General features: G+C 52.5%; 14 protein-coding genes and 1 pseudogene. 5 read left to right on the top strand and 10 right to left on the bottom strand.

What is annotated here, in order from left to right; translation table 11 throughout:
- Window positions 1-159: 159 nt before the first annotated feature.
- Both yejK and ACWWJF_RS25675 read left to right on the top strand, forming a co-directional pair.
- On the top strand, window positions 160-1,167 hold the full coding sequence (yejK, locus tag ACWWJF_RS25680) for a nucleoid-associated protein YejK (RefSeq protein WP_455871305.1): 1,008 nt from the start codon (window positions 160-162) through the stop codon (window positions 1,165-1,167).
- Window positions 1,168-1,300: 133 nt separating this feature from the next.
- A complete protein-coding gene (locus tag ACWWJF_RS25675) occupies window positions 1,301-2,341 on the top strand; it encodes an IS481 family transposase (RefSeq protein ID WP_455868694.1) in 1,041 nt (346 codons plus the stop codon).
- A gap of 134 nt (window positions 2,342-2,475) precedes the next feature.
- On the opposite strand, the gene rplY is transcribed toward ACWWJF_RS25675, so the two are convergent.
- From rplY to ACWWJF_RS25650, 5 genes and pseudogenes are all read right to left on the bottom strand, one after another.
- Entirely contained in the window at window positions 2,476-2,760 is a 285-nt protein-coding gene (rplY, locus tag ACWWJF_RS25670) for a 50S ribosomal protein L25 (protein WP_455871304.1), read from the bottom strand.
- Window positions 2,761-2,932: 172 nt separating this feature from the next.
- Window positions 2,933-4,387, bottom strand: coding sequence for a DEAD/DEAH box helicase (locus tag ACWWJF_RS25665; protein WP_455871473.1), 1,455 nt, complete (start codon window positions 4,385-4,387; stop codon window positions 2,933-2,935).
- Window positions 4,388-4,391: 4 nt separating this feature from the next.
- A complete protein-coding gene (locus tag ACWWJF_RS25660; RefSeq protein WP_455868936.1) occupies window positions 4,392-5,723 on the bottom strand; it encodes an IS4 family transposase in 1,332 nt (443 codons plus the stop codon).
- Between the two features lie 128 nt (window positions 5,724-5,851).
- Window positions 5,852-6,172, bottom strand: a pseudogene (locus ACWWJF_RS25655) (DEAD/DEAH box helicase); the annotation flags it as partial.
- 3 nt (window positions 6,173-6,175) lie between these two features.
- On the bottom strand, window positions 6,176-6,415 hold the full coding sequence (locus ACWWJF_RS25650; RefSeq protein ID WP_430358952.1) for a YecH family metal-binding protein: 240 nt from the start codon (window positions 6,413-6,415) through the stop codon (window positions 6,176-6,178).
- A 227-nt stretch (window positions 6,416-6,642) separates the two neighbouring features.
- On the opposite strand from ACWWJF_RS25650, the gene rsuA reads away from it, so the two are divergent.
- The 3 genes from rsuA to ACWWJF_RS25635 all read left to right on the top strand — a co-directional run bounded on the left by rsuA (window position 6,643) and on the right by ACWWJF_RS25635 (window position 9,517).
- Window positions 6,643-7,344 (top strand): 16S rRNA pseudouridine(516) synthase RsuA, encoded by a 702-nt coding sequence (rsuA, locus tag ACWWJF_RS25645; protein WP_455871303.1) that lies wholly within the window; start codon window positions 6,643-6,645, stop codon window positions 7,342-7,344.
- 173 nt (window positions 7,345-7,517) lie between these two features.
- The gene (locus tag ACWWJF_RS25640; protein WP_455871302.1) at window positions 7,518-8,699 is read left to right on the top strand and encodes a Bcr/CflA family multidrug efflux MFS transporter; all 1,182 of its coding nucleotides are present in this window, start codon (window positions 7,518-7,520) and stop codon (window positions 8,697-8,699) included.
- Window positions 8,700-9,157: 458 nt separating this feature from the next.
- Window positions 9,158-9,517: a YejG family protein gene (locus tag ACWWJF_RS25635; RefSeq protein ID WP_455871301.1), complete on the top strand. Its 360-nt coding sequence runs from the start codon at window positions 9,158-9,160 to the stop codon at window positions 9,515-9,517.
- Between the two features lie 36 nt (window positions 9,518-9,553).
- Here ACWWJF_RS25635 and yejF read toward each other — a convergent pair whose 3' ends face one another.
- The 5 genes from yejF to mepS form a co-directional block, all read right to left on the bottom strand.
- On the bottom strand, window positions 9,554-11,149 hold the full coding sequence (gene yejF / locus ACWWJF_RS25630) for a microcin C ABC transporter ATP-binding protein YejF (RefSeq protein WP_455871300.1): 1,596 nt from the start codon (window positions 11,147-11,149) through the stop codon (window positions 9,554-9,556).
- A 1-nt stretch (window position 11,150) separates the two neighbouring features.
- Window positions 11,151-12,176, bottom strand: a complete 1,026-nt coding sequence (locus ACWWJF_RS25625) for an ABC transporter permease (protein ID WP_455871299.1) — start codon at window positions 12,174-12,176, stop codon at window positions 11,151-11,153.
- Complete coding sequence (locus ACWWJF_RS25620; protein WP_455871472.1) at window positions 12,173-13,267, bottom strand: microcin C ABC transporter permease YejB; 1,095 nt, start codon at window positions 13,265-13,267, stop codon at window positions 12,173-12,175. Before ACWWJF_RS25620 ends, ACWWJF_RS25625 begins: the two co-directional genes overlap by 4 nt.
- Window positions 13,268-13,276: 9 nt before the next feature.
- Window positions 13,277-15,085 (bottom strand): extracellular solute-binding protein, encoded by a 1,809-nt coding sequence (locus ACWWJF_RS25615; protein ID WP_455871471.1) that lies wholly within the window; start codon window positions 15,083-15,085, stop codon window positions 13,277-13,279.
- 328 nt (window positions 15,086-15,413) lie between these two features.
- Window positions 15,414-15,989 (bottom strand): bifunctional murein DD-endopeptidase/murein LD-carboxypeptidase, encoded by a 576-nt coding sequence (gene mepS, locus ACWWJF_RS25610; RefSeq protein WP_455871298.1) that lies wholly within the window; start codon window positions 15,987-15,989, stop codon window positions 15,414-15,416.
- Window positions 15,990-16,092 lie beyond the last annotated feature (103 nt).

Raw genomic sequence — 16,092 nt, 5'->3', positions numbered from 1 at the left:
CGATTCTCAACCTGATAAAGGGGAATATCTTACCGTAACGACCTGACGTTTTCCGCAATTTTATCATTTTAGCCTCAACCTCTGGTGGCTGGAAGCTTTCTCTTGCAGGGGACCTGCGTTGGTGTTTGAATACGCTCCTTGCCAAAAGGAGAGTTTATCATGAGTCTGGATATCGACCAGATTGCCTTGCATCAGCTTGTCAAACGTGATGAGCAAACGTTGGAGTTGGTGTTACGGGATTCGTTATTGGATGCCACCCCCGCCGTTGACGAGATGATGGCCGAGTTGCACCGCGTCTACAGTGCGAAAAACAAGGCCTACGGTGTGTTCGAGGAACAGAGCGAACTGGCCCAAGCACTGCGTGGCTGCCGTAAAGGGGAGGAGGATTTCCTCGGGTTTAGTCGCGCGGCCACCGCTCGGTTGCGTGATGAACTGGCGAAATATCCCTTTGCGGAGGGGGGCATCGTGCTGTTCTGCCAATACCGCTATCTGGCGGTTGAGTATCTGCTGGTGGCAGTGCTGAGCAGTTGCAGCAGCATGCGCGTCAATGAACAGTTGGATATCAGCAGCACACACTATCTGGATATCCCCCATGCGGATATTGTGGCGCGTATCGATCTCACAGAATGGGAAACCAACCCGGAATCTCAACGCTATCTGACCTTCCTGAAAGGGCGGGTAGGGCGCAAGGTCGCGGATTTCTTTATGGATTTCCTCGGTGCCAGCGCGGGGCTTGACGCCAAAGCGCAGAATCGCGGCCTGTTGCAGGCGGTAGACGATTATTGTGCCGATGCGCAGTTGGATAAAAACGAGCGTCAGCAATACCGTCAGCAGGTATACAGCTATTGCAATGAACAATTGCAGGCAGGGGAAGAGATAGAGGTTGCTGCGTTGTCGCAGGAGCTACCGCCGTTGGGAGAGAAAACCTTCCATGCTTTTTCAGAACAGGGCTATGAATTGGAAGAGAGTTTCCCGGCGGATCGCAGCACGCTACGCCAACTGACCAAGTTTGCTGGCAGTGGCGGTGGGTTGACGATCAACTTTGATGCCATGCTGCTGGGCGAGCGTATCTTCTGGGATCCGACAACCGACACACTTACCATTAAAGGAACGCCGCCGAATTTGCGCGATCAGCTACAGCGCCGTTTAAGCAGCGGTGATAAATAAGCGACCAGAAAACGAAAAACGCCGCATAAGCTGTATTAGTCGCGACTTGATCTGACACTGGACCTTGAAAGGTTGAGAGTTACCGGTTTTGATATGGGTGTCGAATCCTTATACAAAACACGAGGTAACTCTCATGCTTCATACTAACAATCCCATCATCAAACACAAAGCCGGCCTGCTCAATCTCGCCGAAGAACTCGGTAACGTATCAAAAGCCTGTAAAATCATGGGGGTGTCACGCGACACGTTTTATCGCTATCAGGAACTGGCGGCAGAAGGCGGCATTGACGCTCTGGTTAACCAAAACCGCCGGGTTCCCAACCTGAAAAACCGTGCTGATGAAGCCACTGAACGTGCGGTTGTTGATTACGCCATTGAGTTCCCGGCTCATGGCCAGCACCGGACCAGTAATGAGCTGCGTAAAAAAGGCGTCTTCATTTCTGGCAGCGGTGTGCGCTCCATCTGGCAACGACACGATCTGGAAAACTTTCGTAAGCGCCTGAAGGCACTTGAGGAAAAAGTTGCCAGAGAAGGCATCGTACTTACTGATGCTCAAATCGCTGCACTGGAGAAGAAGGCGCACGACGACGAAGCCTGTGGTGAAATAGAGACTGCTCACCCGGGTTATCTGGGGTCGCAGGACACCTTCTACGTGGGTAATCTGAAAGGTGTTGGCCGTATCTACCAGCAGACGTTCGTGGATACGTACTCGAAAGTGGCGCACTGCAAGCTTTACACGAGTAAAGCACCGATCTCTGCCGCCTACCTGCTCAATGATCGCGTGCTGCCGTTCTACGAAGCTCAGGGGCTGCCAATGCTAAGAATATTGACGGACAGGGGGACGGAGTACTGCGGTAAAGTGGAACAACATGACTATCAGCTGTACTTGGCTATCAACGATATAGACCATACGAAAACGAAAGCGATGTCTCCGCAGACAAACGGTATCTGCGAGCGCTTCCATAAAACTATTTTGCAGGATTTTTATCAGGTTGCGTTCCGTAAGACGTTATACGAGGACCTAGAAAGTCTACAAAAGGATCTGGACAACTGGTTGTGGCATTACAATAATGAGCGAACTCATCAGGGTAAAATGTGCTGCGGGCGTACGCCAATGGCCACGTTACTTGATGGTAAACGAGTCTGGGCAGAAAAAAATCTGAACCAGATTTAATCTGACAGACACCTGTATAAATAACCGGTAACTGTCAGATCAGGTTTGAGCTAATACACATAAGCGGCGTTTTTCTTATCGACATTCTTGCTTGCTAGGAAAACTCGCAGCGTCCTACGGGTTTCCCCAAACGATTAAGCGCGAACGAAGTCGATGTGAGTCAGTTTCGGCTTGTAAGCGTGACGCTGAACAGCCTGAACTTTCACTTTTTCTTCTTTACCATCGACAACCAGGGTCAGAACTTCGCCGTAAAAACCTTCTTTAGCTTCCAGGTTTTTAATGCTGTCGTGATCCAGAGCGATAGATACCGGCGCTTCCGAACCACCGTAGATGATGGCTGGGAATTTGCTGGCTGCGCGCAGGCGGCGGCTCGCACCCTTACCCTGCTCTTTACGTACTTCTGCGTTAATAGTGATCATGATTTTCTCTATTTTAGAAAATACACCTGCTACAGGCGACCCAGCAACAGGTTAGGTTATTCGCAATGGAATGTGTTATTCACAATGGAACAGATTTGCTTTTGCATGACGAAAGCGGGCTGCATTCTAACGGAATATCCGCGTGGCGGCAAATGAAACCGTGTTACGCCAGCTAGCGTAATTCATTGGCACGGCGAAAATGGCCTTCATAATCAAACAGTTTTTCCCTCACTTGCCAAAAGCCTTGCCGCTGTTTGCCTTGGCGTCGCGCCACGACAAAATCCGGCGCACGCAGGGCGGCCTGTTGGCGCAAGATATCCTGTGCGGATTGCCATGTCAGCACTAGCCCCGGCGCACGTTGGTGCACCCGTAAAAACTGCTGAGTAAATACGCGGCGCTGGGCAGGCGTATGCAGGCGAAAACGTTCGCTGACGTCCGCGCCGCCTTCATCAACATAGGTGATCTTTAGCCATTCACCTTTCTCATCCTGTCCGGTCGTCATCTGCATGCCGCTACAGCGCAGCACCAGGGCATATTTCAACTTGAGTGCGGCTTTTAGCATGTCGTCAGGATCGACCATAATGTGATCGCATTGGTGGCAACGGCGCGCGGCAATGTCGTTTTCGGCACCACATTCCGGGCATACTTTAAAGCGGAAACGGTAATCGCACTGCGTTCGAACACCGTTGTCGTCTTCTTCATAGCCCTGGCAGCGGCGACCATAGTGTTCGACGATATCACCCTCCGCCGTAGTTTTTCCCCAAAACAGGTTGGCAAAACCGCACTGCGGGCAAAGCACCTGTACCGGCTGGCTCCCGCTGTGCGGTTTATGGCTGCCTACTTCCGGCATATACAAATCATGGGGATTCCCTGCGTAATCCAGAATCAGGCAATCCGTTTTTTCTGGCGATAGGCGCAGGCCACGTCCAACGATCTGCTGATACAGGCTGACGGATTCCGTCGGGCGCAGAATAGCGATGACGTCAACGTGCGGCGCATCAAAGCCTGTCGTCAACACCGCCACATTGACCAGATAGTGCAACTGTTGCTGCTTAAAGGCAGCGATCAGCGCATCGCGTTCTGCGGCAGGGGTTTCCCCGCTGATAAAAGCGGCTTTTTCTGAAGGCAACAGACCGTGTATTTCCCGGGCGTGCTCCACGGTCGCCGCAAAGATCATTACGCCTTTACGCTCGGTGCCGTAGCTGACTATCTGATTGACAATCTGGGGCGTCACGCGCTGCTGCCGTCGTAATTCACGGTTGATTTCCGCTTCGTTGAACAGGCCGTGGGGCTGCACGCTCAAACGGCTGAAATCGTATTGCACTACTGGCATGTCCAGGCGCTGCGGCGGTACCAGAAAGCCGTGTTTGATCATGTAACGCAGCGGGAGTTCATAGATACAGTCGCGAAACAGGCATTGTTCATCACTGCGAATCATGCCGTGGTAGTGATATTGATAAATCCAGCCTTTGCCCAGGCGGTAAGGCGTTGCGGTAAGGCCGAGCAGGCGCAGTGCGGGGTTTTGTGCGCGCAGGTGCGTAATGATTTGCTGATATTGACTGTCATCGTCATCGCTGATGCGGTGACATTCATCGATGATCAGTAGCGAGAACTGGGTAAAGGCCACCTCGTTATACACATCTCTGTTCGTGCCTGAGCGCGCGTAGCGTTTCGGCGGCCGTCATGACTTTCTGCAAGCCTTTCCAGATAGTTTTTGCGCCTGGTTCACCGTCGCCTTTTCGAGCAAGAAAGCCTCCGAGTTGCGCAACTAAGCGCAATACTTCGTTTAGCTTAGGGCGGCCCTTGGGCATACGCTTGTTCATCAGTAGGTAAGCGCCATGAGTCTCGTCGGAATCAAAGAACAACATTGCGTCTAGCTCTGGACAGGTTCGTCCCATACGCATTAAATAGGCGATGCGCCATGCCACGATCATGAACAGCGCCAATGCCCGCTCAATGCGATCCACGGTCGATAACTGTAACGCTTCGACACAGCAGCCGTTCTTCAGCACATTGAAGAACATCTCGATTTCCCATCTAGCCCGATACCAGTCGATCAGCTCCACGATATCTTCTCGTCCTTCAGGTACGCGATTGCTCAGCAACCGCCACTCGACCGGCTTCACGCCTGCTGGCGGCTCAATTTCCTTGGCTATCACACAAGTCACTGCCAACCCGCAACGCAGCGACACTCGCTTCACGCGCAGCGCCTGTTTCACCGTACGCGCCTTCTGCCCCGCGCGAGCCGCCATAACGAATTGGATTTCTCCCACCGGCACGGTCTTTCCAACCTTCTGCCAAAGCTTCTCATTACAGTCCAGACTGCGATTATGAGTCGAGCGGATCAACCAGTCAGCCGGAGTGCCAAGGTCATCAGCGAGCTGCATCAACGCCTTGATATCCGCTTCGCGATCGGCTAAGTACACCAGACGTGTGTTTGGCAACTCCGAGGCGAGTTCAGCAACTCGCTCGTATCCCTCGAGCCAGCGCGTACTCTCCTTGATCCCATCGCGTTTTCCGTCTGCATCCTTCGGCTCTCTTGCCCACATCCACGCATCCAGTACGCCCAACCCCACGCGATCCGGACTGACCGCGTAGGTCGGATGCAGATACAGACCACGCCTGGCTTCGTAGTTCAAGGGACCCAAGCCTTGGATTTGCTGCCCGTTGAAGTCAAGCTCGGTAGTGTCTTGGATACACAGCACAACCTCGTGTTCTCGGATCCTTTCCTGCGTACGCTGCCAGTGAGGTTGCAGAATGTCTCGCCATTCGAATGCTTGGTTCTCCATGAAGCGGTAAGCACCCAGCGTCTCAGACCATCCGAGGCACGCATGCGGAATGCTGGCTTGCGGATTCTCAGCCAGCCGTATCAAAAGCCCTTTGGCACGCTTATTGAGCCTCGTGTCACCAAGATTTACCCCTTCCAGTTCTTGGTGTGCCCAGCCATCTGAATCCCGTGTCATTTTTCAGCGCCGTAAATGGCGATAGTACACGTCGGTTTCACTTCATTTACAACCCCACTGGCTGCCTATTTCAGCCCGCTAACCCTTGGCATATAAGGCGTTGCGGACTTGTGTATAACGAGGTGGGTAAAGGCAGGCAGATTTCGCGCCACGGATTGCACGCTGCCAAACACCACTTTGCCTTCGCTGCGGCGTTGGTTAAGTCCGGCAGCAAAAATGTCGGCATCCAATCCCCAGGCGCAATATTTAGCGTGATTCTGTTCAACCAGCTCTTTGACATGCGCCAGCACCAACACGCGTCCTCGCGCTAACCGCGCCAGTTCGGCAATCACCAGACTCTTTCCTGCGCCGGTGGGCAGTACGATCAGCGCAGGGTGTTGATGTTGGCGAAAATAGGCCAGTGTGGCGAAAACTGCCTCCTGTTGATAGGGGCGTAAGGTGAACGCCATGGCTTAGTGTTGGCAGATCTTGCTGGCTGCCGTGTTAAACCCTGCGTCCTGTGGGATAAATTTGCCTTTGTTTGCCAGAAAATCCACCAGCATTGCCGCGCTCATGTCGGCAGCGGAGCAGGTATGAAAGCGTGCGTCGGCACCGAAACGCGCTTCAATGGCGGCAATCAGCCCCTCAGTGGTGTAGGATTCGGCAGAATCCAGCATCATATGCAGTACTTCATGACCGTGAATAGATGACATCGTGTGCTCCTGTAATAACCCTGAAAATAAAAGATGTATTTATTCTATATTTTTATGCGCCAGGGGCGAACCCTCGCCTACGGTTAATGAAAAGCAATCGCACATTTTGTGCGTATCCATGATCACAGATGGGGGAAAACGTCAGACATTCTAGGAGCAATCGTCATCACTCGCTATACTACGACATGATTTTCCTTCCTTAACACAGACAGGCACTTGATTTTCTCATGCGATTGGACAAATTTTTATCCCAGCAACTCGGGATCTGCCGTGCATTGGTAGCACGGGAGCTGCGTGCGCAGCGCGTTACCGTTGATGGTGAGGTGGTTAAAAGCGGCGCATTCAAATTGGCACCTGAACATCAGGTTGAGTTCGATGGCAACGCGCTGGTACAGCAGAATGGCCCGCGCTACTTCATGCTTAACAAGCCGCAAGGGTACGTGTGTTCAACGGAAGATCCGGATCACCCGACCATTCTCTATTTTATCGATGAGCCAGTTGCGCACAAACTGCATGCTGCGGGTCGACTGGATATTGACACCACCGGGCTGGTATTGCTGACAGACGATGGACAATGGTCGCACCGCATTACGTCGCCCAAGCATCACTGTGAAAAAACCTATCTGGTCACGCTCGAACTGCCGCTGGCAGAGGATACGGCACACCAGTTTGAGCAGGGGGTGCAACTGCACGGTGAAAAATCGCTGACCAAACCCGCGCAACTGGAAAAGCTGGATGACCATCAGGTCCGGTTAACCATCGGGGAGGGGCGCTACCACCAGGTTAAACGGATGTTCGCCGCCGTGGGAAATCGCGTGGTTGAGTTACACCGTGAGCGCATTGGTGCCATTGCACTGGATGACACGCTTGAGCCGGGCGAGTATCGCGCATTGACGGAAGAAGAAGTGGACAGCGTTTTGCCGCATTGAGCCGATTTGCGCCATACTGCATGCAGTATGCGTTATGCGCTCGTCATCCACCTGATGTAAACACGATGCGCCGCTGAACCGGTCATCAAGCCTATTTCAACCGTCACCGTGGTGGAGGCCTGCCGCTGCGGTGAATTTTTTTGTTTTGCGGGCAACACGTTGGGAGACATGCAGTGGGGAAAGCGCCATCACATAGTGGCTTGATTTTTATTCTTGGCTTGTTGTCGATGCTGACACCGTTTGCCATCGATATGTATCTGCCGGCGCTGCCGGTGATTGCCAAAGAGTTCGGCGTGGAACCTGGCCAGGTGCAGATGACGTTAAGCGGCTACATCATGGGGTTTGCTATCGGTCAGTTATTCTACGGCCCGATGGCGGACAGCCTGGGACGTAAACCCGTGATACTGGGGGGAACGCTGGTCTTTATGTTGGCTGGCGTGGCCTGCGCGCTGGCGCAAACCATTGAACAGCTCACCGTGCTGCGGATGCTGCACGGCTTGTCTGCGGCTGCGTCTGCGGTGGTTATTAATGCGCTGATGCGTGACACCTTCGGCAAAGATGAATTTTCGCGCATGATGTCATTTGTGATGCTGGCCATGACGGTCGCACCGCTGTTGGCGCCGATGTTGGGCGGCGTGTTGCTGCTATGGTTTAGCTGGCATGCGATTTTCTGGACGCTGGCCGGACTGTCACTGATTGCCTCGGTGCTGGTGATGCGCTTTGTCAAAGAGTCGTTGCCGGTAGAAAAACGCCAGCCGTTCCATTTTCGTACCACCGCCGGGAATTTCGCCTCGCTGTTTCGCCACAAAAAAGTCTTTAGCTACATGGTGGCAAGCGGGTTTTCGTTTTCTGGTATGTTTTCTTTTTTAAGCGCTGGCCCTTTTGTCTATATCGATCTCTACGGTGTGTCTCCGCAGCATTTCGGCTATTACTTTGCCCTGAACGTGGTCTTTCTGTTCCTGACCACCTACACCAATAGCCGTGTGGTGCGCCGCTTGGGCGCGAATCAGATGTTTCGCATCGGGCTAATGATACAGTTCGCTGTCGGTATTGCATTGGTGGTTATCTACGCGTTGGATCTGGGCTTCTTGCCGTTGGTGTTGGGAGTGGCTATCTATGTCGGCTGTATTGCGATGGTGATGTCAAATGCCATGGCCGTGATACTGGATGATTTTCCGCATATGGCGGGCACTGCGTCCTCGCTGGCTGGCACGCTACGCTTTGGCATGGGCGCACTGGTCGGAAGCCTGCTGTCACTGGTGAGTTTTACCAGCGCCTGGCCGATGATTGTCTCCATGTCACTCTGTTCCGTTGCCGCCTTCCTGCTTTACGGTTACGCAGCCCGCTCTCGCTGATTCCGTCCTCTTTTTCCGTTTGCCGCAGTGATGCGGCAAACGGAACCCTCTCGTTGCTGACCTTCAACGTCGGGCTCCATTATTTTGATCTTTCCTTTTTGTTCACGGTCAAGTGTTATCGATGTCACATTGTCTTTTTTTGGAATGTTGCTCTATAAATGTAAAATGTATGATTTAAAAGTGAACAATGTAAATAAAAGGGGTTGAGATATTGCAGGGAAAGCGTTAAATATAGCGCAACCTATAAAATCTTAAAATGTGATCAACGTGGCATTAATCAGTATTGCAATCATTTCCATTCGCTAAGAAGGGTGACTTATGACTATTGCAACGCGGGTTCTTGTAGAAATGCTCATCCAGCAGTGCCGCCATATTCGGACACTAAGAGTAAACGTTTTTTCTTTGACGCCAATGTCATTGCGTTTGTTCACCATAATCATACCTGAGGGAAAGTAATAGTGGACACTCTCCAACTTTCGGTAGTGCATCGTTTGCCGCAAAGTTATCGTTGGCTATCGGGCTTCGCTGGTATCAAGGTGGAACCGATTCCGCTGAGCGTTATTCCCCTGCGGGAACGAGATGAGGACAACAACCTGATTGGCTTTAAATTATTAAGCCACGACGGTGAAATGGCCTGGGTTATTTTACGTCAGTTGAACCAGTCCCTGGCTGAAATTCAGATTGATTGTGCCGTGTTGGAATGGGAAGGGGAACCCTGTCTGTTTTTACACCGTGATGATGAAAGTACAGCATTGTGTCGTCTTAAAAATGTGGGCGTCGCCATCGCGGAACCCCTGAGTGCGCTCTATCCGTTTTAAACGCCATGCTTCTGCCATGACATGGCGCGTGTGCCTCTATAGGGTGGCCATACGCAGCAGTTCTTGTGTATAGGCGCTCTGAGGCGCGGAAAAAACTTGTTCACAACGCCCTTGTTCTACCACCTCACCTTGACGCAGCACGATAACCTGATGGCACAGCGCACGCACCACCTGTAGGTCATGGCTAATGAACAGATAAGCCAGTTGGCGTTTTTGCTGCAAGGTTTTCAATAATGTCAGAATCTGCGTCTGTACGGTTCTGTCCAGTGACGAGGTGGGTTCGTCAAGGATCAGTAGTGCGGGTTCGAGCACTAGCGCCCTGGCGATAGCAATACGCTGCCGCTGGCCACCGGAGAATTCAGACGGGTAGCGGTGACGAAATTCTGGATTAAGGCCGACTTCGCGCATCACCTCAATAACCCGCTGTTCTCGATCGGAGGCACTCATCTTCTGGTGCATTTCCAGCCCTTCTTCGATAATTTGCAGCGCGGTGCGCCGTGGATTCAACGACGAATTGGGATCCTGAAACACCACCTGGATCTGGCTACGCAGTGGTAACATTTGACGGCGATTAAATTGATGCAGCGGTTGTTCATCAAAAACAATGTTACCGCGTGAAGCGATGAGCCGTAACAATGCCAGTCCTGTAGTACTTTTCCCTGAACCGGATTCCCCCACCAGTCCCAGACTTTCGCCACGACGTAAGGTGAAATTCAACCCATTGATGACGGTTTTTTCTGCCACTGTACGGCGCAATAGGCCACGCTTGATGGGAAATGAAATCGAGAGTTTTTCTACGCGTAGCAGCGTCGGCGTATCATCCGGCAGAGGCAGCGCGGAACCGGAGGGTTCGGCATCCAGCAACTGTCGTGTGTAGCTGTGCTGCGGCGCGGCGAAGAGGTCGCGGCAACGATTTTGTTCTACGCAGCGCCCACCCTGCATTACGGCAACCTTGTCTGCCAGTTGCTTGACGATATTCAGGTTATGCGTGATGAACAGCAGGCTCATACCCAACTCGTGTTTCAGTTCACGCAACAAGGTGAGGATTTGTGCCTGTACGGTGACATCCAGCGCGGTAGTTGGCTCATCAGCAATCAGCAAATCTGGCTGCATCAGCAGGGCCATCGCGATCATCACCCGCTGGCGTTCACCGCCCGACAGTTGATGAGGAAAGTCTTTCAGGCGCGTCTGTGCCTGCCGTATGCCAACGCGGTCCAAACAGGTAAGCACTTCACTGCGCGCAACGTCTCGTGTCATTGCACGGTGCAACGTCAACACTTCCATCAATTGCTTTTCAATGCTGTGCAGCGGGTTCAGTGACACCATAGGTTCCTGGAAGATCATGGCGATACGGTTGCCGCGCAGTTCGCGTAACCGTGTTTCTGGCGCATGCAGCAGCGATTCGCCGTCAAACAGGATATCCCCTTGAGGATAGATAACCGGTGGAGAAGGCAGCAGACGCAGCACCGACAGCGCAGTGACACTCTTGCCCGAGCCGGATTCACCCACCAGCGCCAGCGTTTCACCGCGCTCGACGTTGAAGGATACTGAATCCACTACTTGATGCAGCTGCTCACCCTGGTGAAACGCGATGCTGAGAGCCTGAATCTGTAACAGCGGAGTTGGGGTCATATCAATGTGCCTTGCTAGGATCAAAAGCGTCGCGCACCGCTTCGCCAATAAAAATCAGTAACGACAACAGGGTTGCCAACACCAGAAATACGGTAATGCCGAGCCAGGGAGCCTGAAGATTGTTCTTGCCCTCCAGCAGCAGTGCCCCCAGTGACGGCGAGCCGACTGGAAGTCCAAACCCCAGAAAATCGAGCGATGTCAGGGTAGTGATTGAGCTGCACAAAATAAAGGGCAGAAACGTTAACGTCGCGACCATGGCGTTAGGCAGCATACTGCGCATCATGATTACCCGATCGCTTACCCCCATGGCCTGCGCCGCGCGAATGTAGCCGAAATTACGGGTTCGCAGGAATTCGGCGCGTACCACGCTCACCAAGCTCATCCAACCAAACAGGATAGTGATGCCCAGCAGCCACCAGAAATCAGGTTGGATAACACTGGACAACAAGATAATCAGGAACAGGGTCGGCATGCCCGACCAAACTTCGATAAAGCGCTGCCCCCACAAATCGAGCCTGCCACCGTAGTAACCCTGCGTTGCGCCAACCACAATGCCAATCAGGCTGGAGAACAAGGTCAGTGAAAGCCCAAACAGCAGGGAAATGCGAAAGCCGTACAGCACTTGCGCTACCACATCTTTTCCCTGACTGTCTGTGCCGAGCCAATTCAGTCCGGAAGGCGGGGAGGGGAATGACTGGGTAGTGGCATAGTTAATGGTATCGTAGCGATAACGGATCGGCGGCCAGATACTCCAGCCATGTTGCGCGATACGCGCCGCCACGTAGGGATCGCGAAAATCCGTGGTGGTGGCAAACTGGCCGCCGAAGGTGGTTTCAGGGTAATTCACCAGCAATGGCGTATAGAAACGGTTGTCATAGCGCACCAGCAGCGGTTTGTCATTGGCCAGCAGTTCGGCGAACAGGCTGAGGGTAAACAACACCAGAAAGATCCACAGTGACCAGTAGCCACGGCGATTGGCGCGGAAACGGGCCCAGCGCGCCAAATTTATTGGGCTGATTCGGCTCATTGGCGTCCCTCAAAATCAATGCGCGGATCGACCAGCGTATAGGTCATATCGCTGACAATATTCAGCAGCAGACCAATTAACGTGAAGATGTAGAGCGTACCAAACATCACCGGGTAGTCGCGTTGCAGTGTGGCATCATAACCCAGCAGACCCAGCCCGTTGAGTGAGAACATCACTTCAATCAGCAGCGAACCGGTGAAAAACATGCTGATAAAGGTCGCCGGGAACCCGGCAATCACCAGCAGCATGGCGTTGCGGAAAACATGGCGGTACAGAATGCTGTTTTCGTCCAGCCCTTTGGCACGTGCGGTGACCACATATTGCTTGCGAATCTCGTCCATAAACGAGTTTTTGGTCAGCATGGTCAGAGTAGCAAAGCCGCCAATCACCGTTGCCAGTACGGGCAGCGTGATGTGCCACAGGTAATCGGTGATTTTACTGTACCAGGGCAGGGTGTCGAAATTACTCGATACCAGTCCGCGCAGAGGGAACCAGTCCAGATAGCTGCCGCCGGCAAACAGCACAATCAGCAAGATGGCAAACAAGAACGCCGGGATAGCGTAGCCGACAATAATCAGGGTACTACTCCAGGTATCAAACGGTGTACCGTTCTTGACCGCCTTTTTGATGCCAAGCGGGATTGAGACCAGATAAATGATCAGCGTGCTCCATAATCCCAGCGTGATAGAAACCGGCATACTCTGCTTGATAAGCTCCATCACCGAGGAGTCGCGAAACAGGCTATCGCCAAAATCCAATCGGGCATAGTTCCACAGCAGAGTGAAATAGCGCTCGTGAATCGGCTTATCAAACCCGTAACGTTTGGTGATTTCCTCAATCACCTCTGGGTCCAGCCCGCGAGCGCCACGGTAGGCATTTTCCACGGTCAGCGTGCCACCGCCGCTGCGCGCCATCGCCCCATCCATGCCGCCACCGGCACCAAACCCGCTGCCCTTACCCATTTCGATGGCGGCAATGGCCTGATCAACCGGTCCACCTGGGGCTATCTGTACAATAAAAAAGTTAATGGTAATAATGGCCCACAGCGTGGGGATCACCAGCAAAAGTCGGCGTAGTAAATAGGTTCCCACCATGGCTCCTTAACGGCGTTCGGGCGGCAATGACTGCGCCCGCTGTGCATCGTACCACCAGCTATCCACCCCTAACGTATAGGCCGGTCGGGTTGCTGGCATGGCGAATTTATCCCAGTAAGCGTAGCGATCGTGATTGGAATACCACATGGGGATCATAAATTGATTCCAGGTCACCACCCGATCCAGCGCGCGGCCTAATACCAGCAATTCCGCCTTATTGCCTTGATGCGCATCGATTTGCTCAATAAGTGCATCAATGGCCGGATCGCTCACGCCCGCCGTGTTATAGGTTGAGTCGAGGTATTTGGTATGCCAGCCAAATTTCAGGTTGCCATCCGGATAAATTCTTGCCGGGTAAAGGCGGGCGAGCATATCAAAATCCCGGGCACGCAGACGATTGATGAACTGCCCGCTGTCAATCAGGCGCAGCTTCATGTCGATGCCCAAACGTTTGAGATTTTGCTGGAACGGCAGTACGTACTGCACGTTGGCAGCGCTGGGGAGCAATAATTCGAAGGTAAACGGTTGTCCGGTTTTGCGGTTGACCAACTTCTGGTTTTTCAATTCCCAGCCCGCATCCTCAAGCAACTGTAAGGCTTGTTGCCAATGGGCGCGATCGTAGCCGCTGCCATCACTCTCTGGTGGTTGAAAGCTGGGGCCAAAGACTTCAGGCGGTATTTTGTCCCTGAGCGGTTCCAGCCATTTTAATTCCTCTGGGCTGGGAGTACCTTGCGCGGCATATTCTGTGTTTTGGAACAGGCTGTTAACGCGCTGATAAGCGTTGTAATAGAAAGCCTTGTTCATCCAGTTAAAATCAAAATTAAGCCCAATGGCTTGTCGGATGCGGCGATCCTGAAACAGCGGACGCTCAATATTGAACACCAGCCAGCGGGTATCCTGCGCCGCTTGATTCGTCCGATCGCGCTTGACGATATAACCCCGAGCGAAGTTACCGCCCTGATACTGCGTTGCCCAGAGCTTGGGTGATTCTTCGACACGCAGATCGAAAGCGCCCGCTTTAAATGCTTCCAGCGCGACACTGTCATCCAGATAGTAGTCGTAACGGATTTGGTCGAAATTATTCAAACCGCGATTCACCGGCAGATCGGCACCCCAATAGTCTTGTACCCGTTTGTAGGTCACATATTGGCCGGTGCGGTAGGAGGTGATGCGGTAGGGGCCACTGGCAGGTGGGGGATAGGACAACGGATCGGCAAGACTGTGATTTTTCCAGAAACTTTCAGGCATAACGGGCAATGTCAGCAGTCCCAGCAGCCGTTCTTTATCCGGCTCAGGCATTTCCAGCCGCACGGTGCGCGGCGCGATAGCGGTCACCGTGACGCCTTTGTACACCACGCGGAACTGTGGAACCCCTTGCGTCATAAACATAGTGAAGGTGAAGGCCACATCAGAGGCTAAAATCGGTGAGCCGTCGTGATACGTGGCTTTGGGGTTCAGTTCCACTTCCATCCAACGAAAATCGTCAGCATGGCGTGCATGCATTGCAATCAGCGGGTAAAAGCTACCAGGCTCATCATCAGATGAAGTAAACAGCGTATCGTACAGGCGTTCGGTACGCTCAGCCGCCACGCCGCGTAACGCAAAACGGTTGAAGTTATCATACGTTCCCAGAGCGCTGAGCGTGATGCACCCCCCTTTGGGCGCGTCAGGATTGACGTAACCAAAATGCGTGAATCCCTCGGGATATTTAGGCTCTCCCAACAAGGCGAACGAGGTGTTCTGTTGGATGGTGTCGGCAAGGGCTCCCCAACAAAGAGAACCGAGCAAAGCCAGGGTGGCCACACGTTTTAGCATTGCGCTGTGTTTCTCCTGCAAAGCCGTGCAATGATCTGGCATCAGACCAAAGTTGCAGTGATTTTCATTTGGATCACTTGAATATAGGTCAAACCGATGTTGCCGCCTATGGGTAATAGGTCAGCCCGTCCCTTTTTACCATGAAAATTACGCGTAACCTACTTCATATCAGAGAGTTGAACAGCTTTTCATCAAGCGTTACGTTCAGCCTGGAGCGCGGCGGTTGGTGTATGCCTCATCATGATAAAAAAAACGCCGCTGATTAAGCAGCTCTCTGTTTTCGTTTCGTTTTGCACATCAAGGGAAATGTGACTAACTGGTCATACCGTTAACTGGTGCCACCTTTGCTGAAAATGCGGCGACCTTCCTGATAACGTTTGTTCCAGTAGGCATCGTCCATGCTGGAGATCATCACACCCGCACGGGTGGAGGCATGAACAAACTGGTTATTACCAATGTAGATGCCAACGTGACGACCGGTGGAACCAGCCCGGAACAGCACCAAATCGCCGGGGCGAAGTTTGCCGCGCTGAACCTGAATGCCTGATTCTTGCTGTTCATAAGTCGAACGTGGGAGTTCCATGCCAAATTGTTCACGGAAGGTACGTTGAACAAAGGCAGAACAATCAATACCTTTGCGGCTGTCACCGCCTAAACGATAACGTACACCTTTCCAACTGGCATATTGATCCATCAGTTTGGATTTGATGTCCAGGTTACGCACCATGGCTTCAAATTCGTCCTGAGAAGCCTGCAATAAAAGACTGTCTTTATCATTTATTGCAGAACGATCAGTTTGTGCTTGATGAGATCCTGTATTTGTACAGGCAGATAGCGCAAGTGCCATCGCCAACGCGGGAATTGCCCGCCAGATATATCTCAGGCTCGGTTGAGATTTGACCATTATCGTTATGTTCCCTTGATTTCCTTAACGACCACCATCGTCATGTATGCAACTACGCCATATATAAACGCCGAAACGAGAGTCAGACTAAAACAGAGTTTTA

The organism is Symbiopectobacterium sp. Eva_TO (assembly GCF_053848865.1).
The sequence above is the reverse complement of the archived record's forward strand: the minus strand, read 5'-3'. Positions and strand labels throughout refer to the sequence as shown.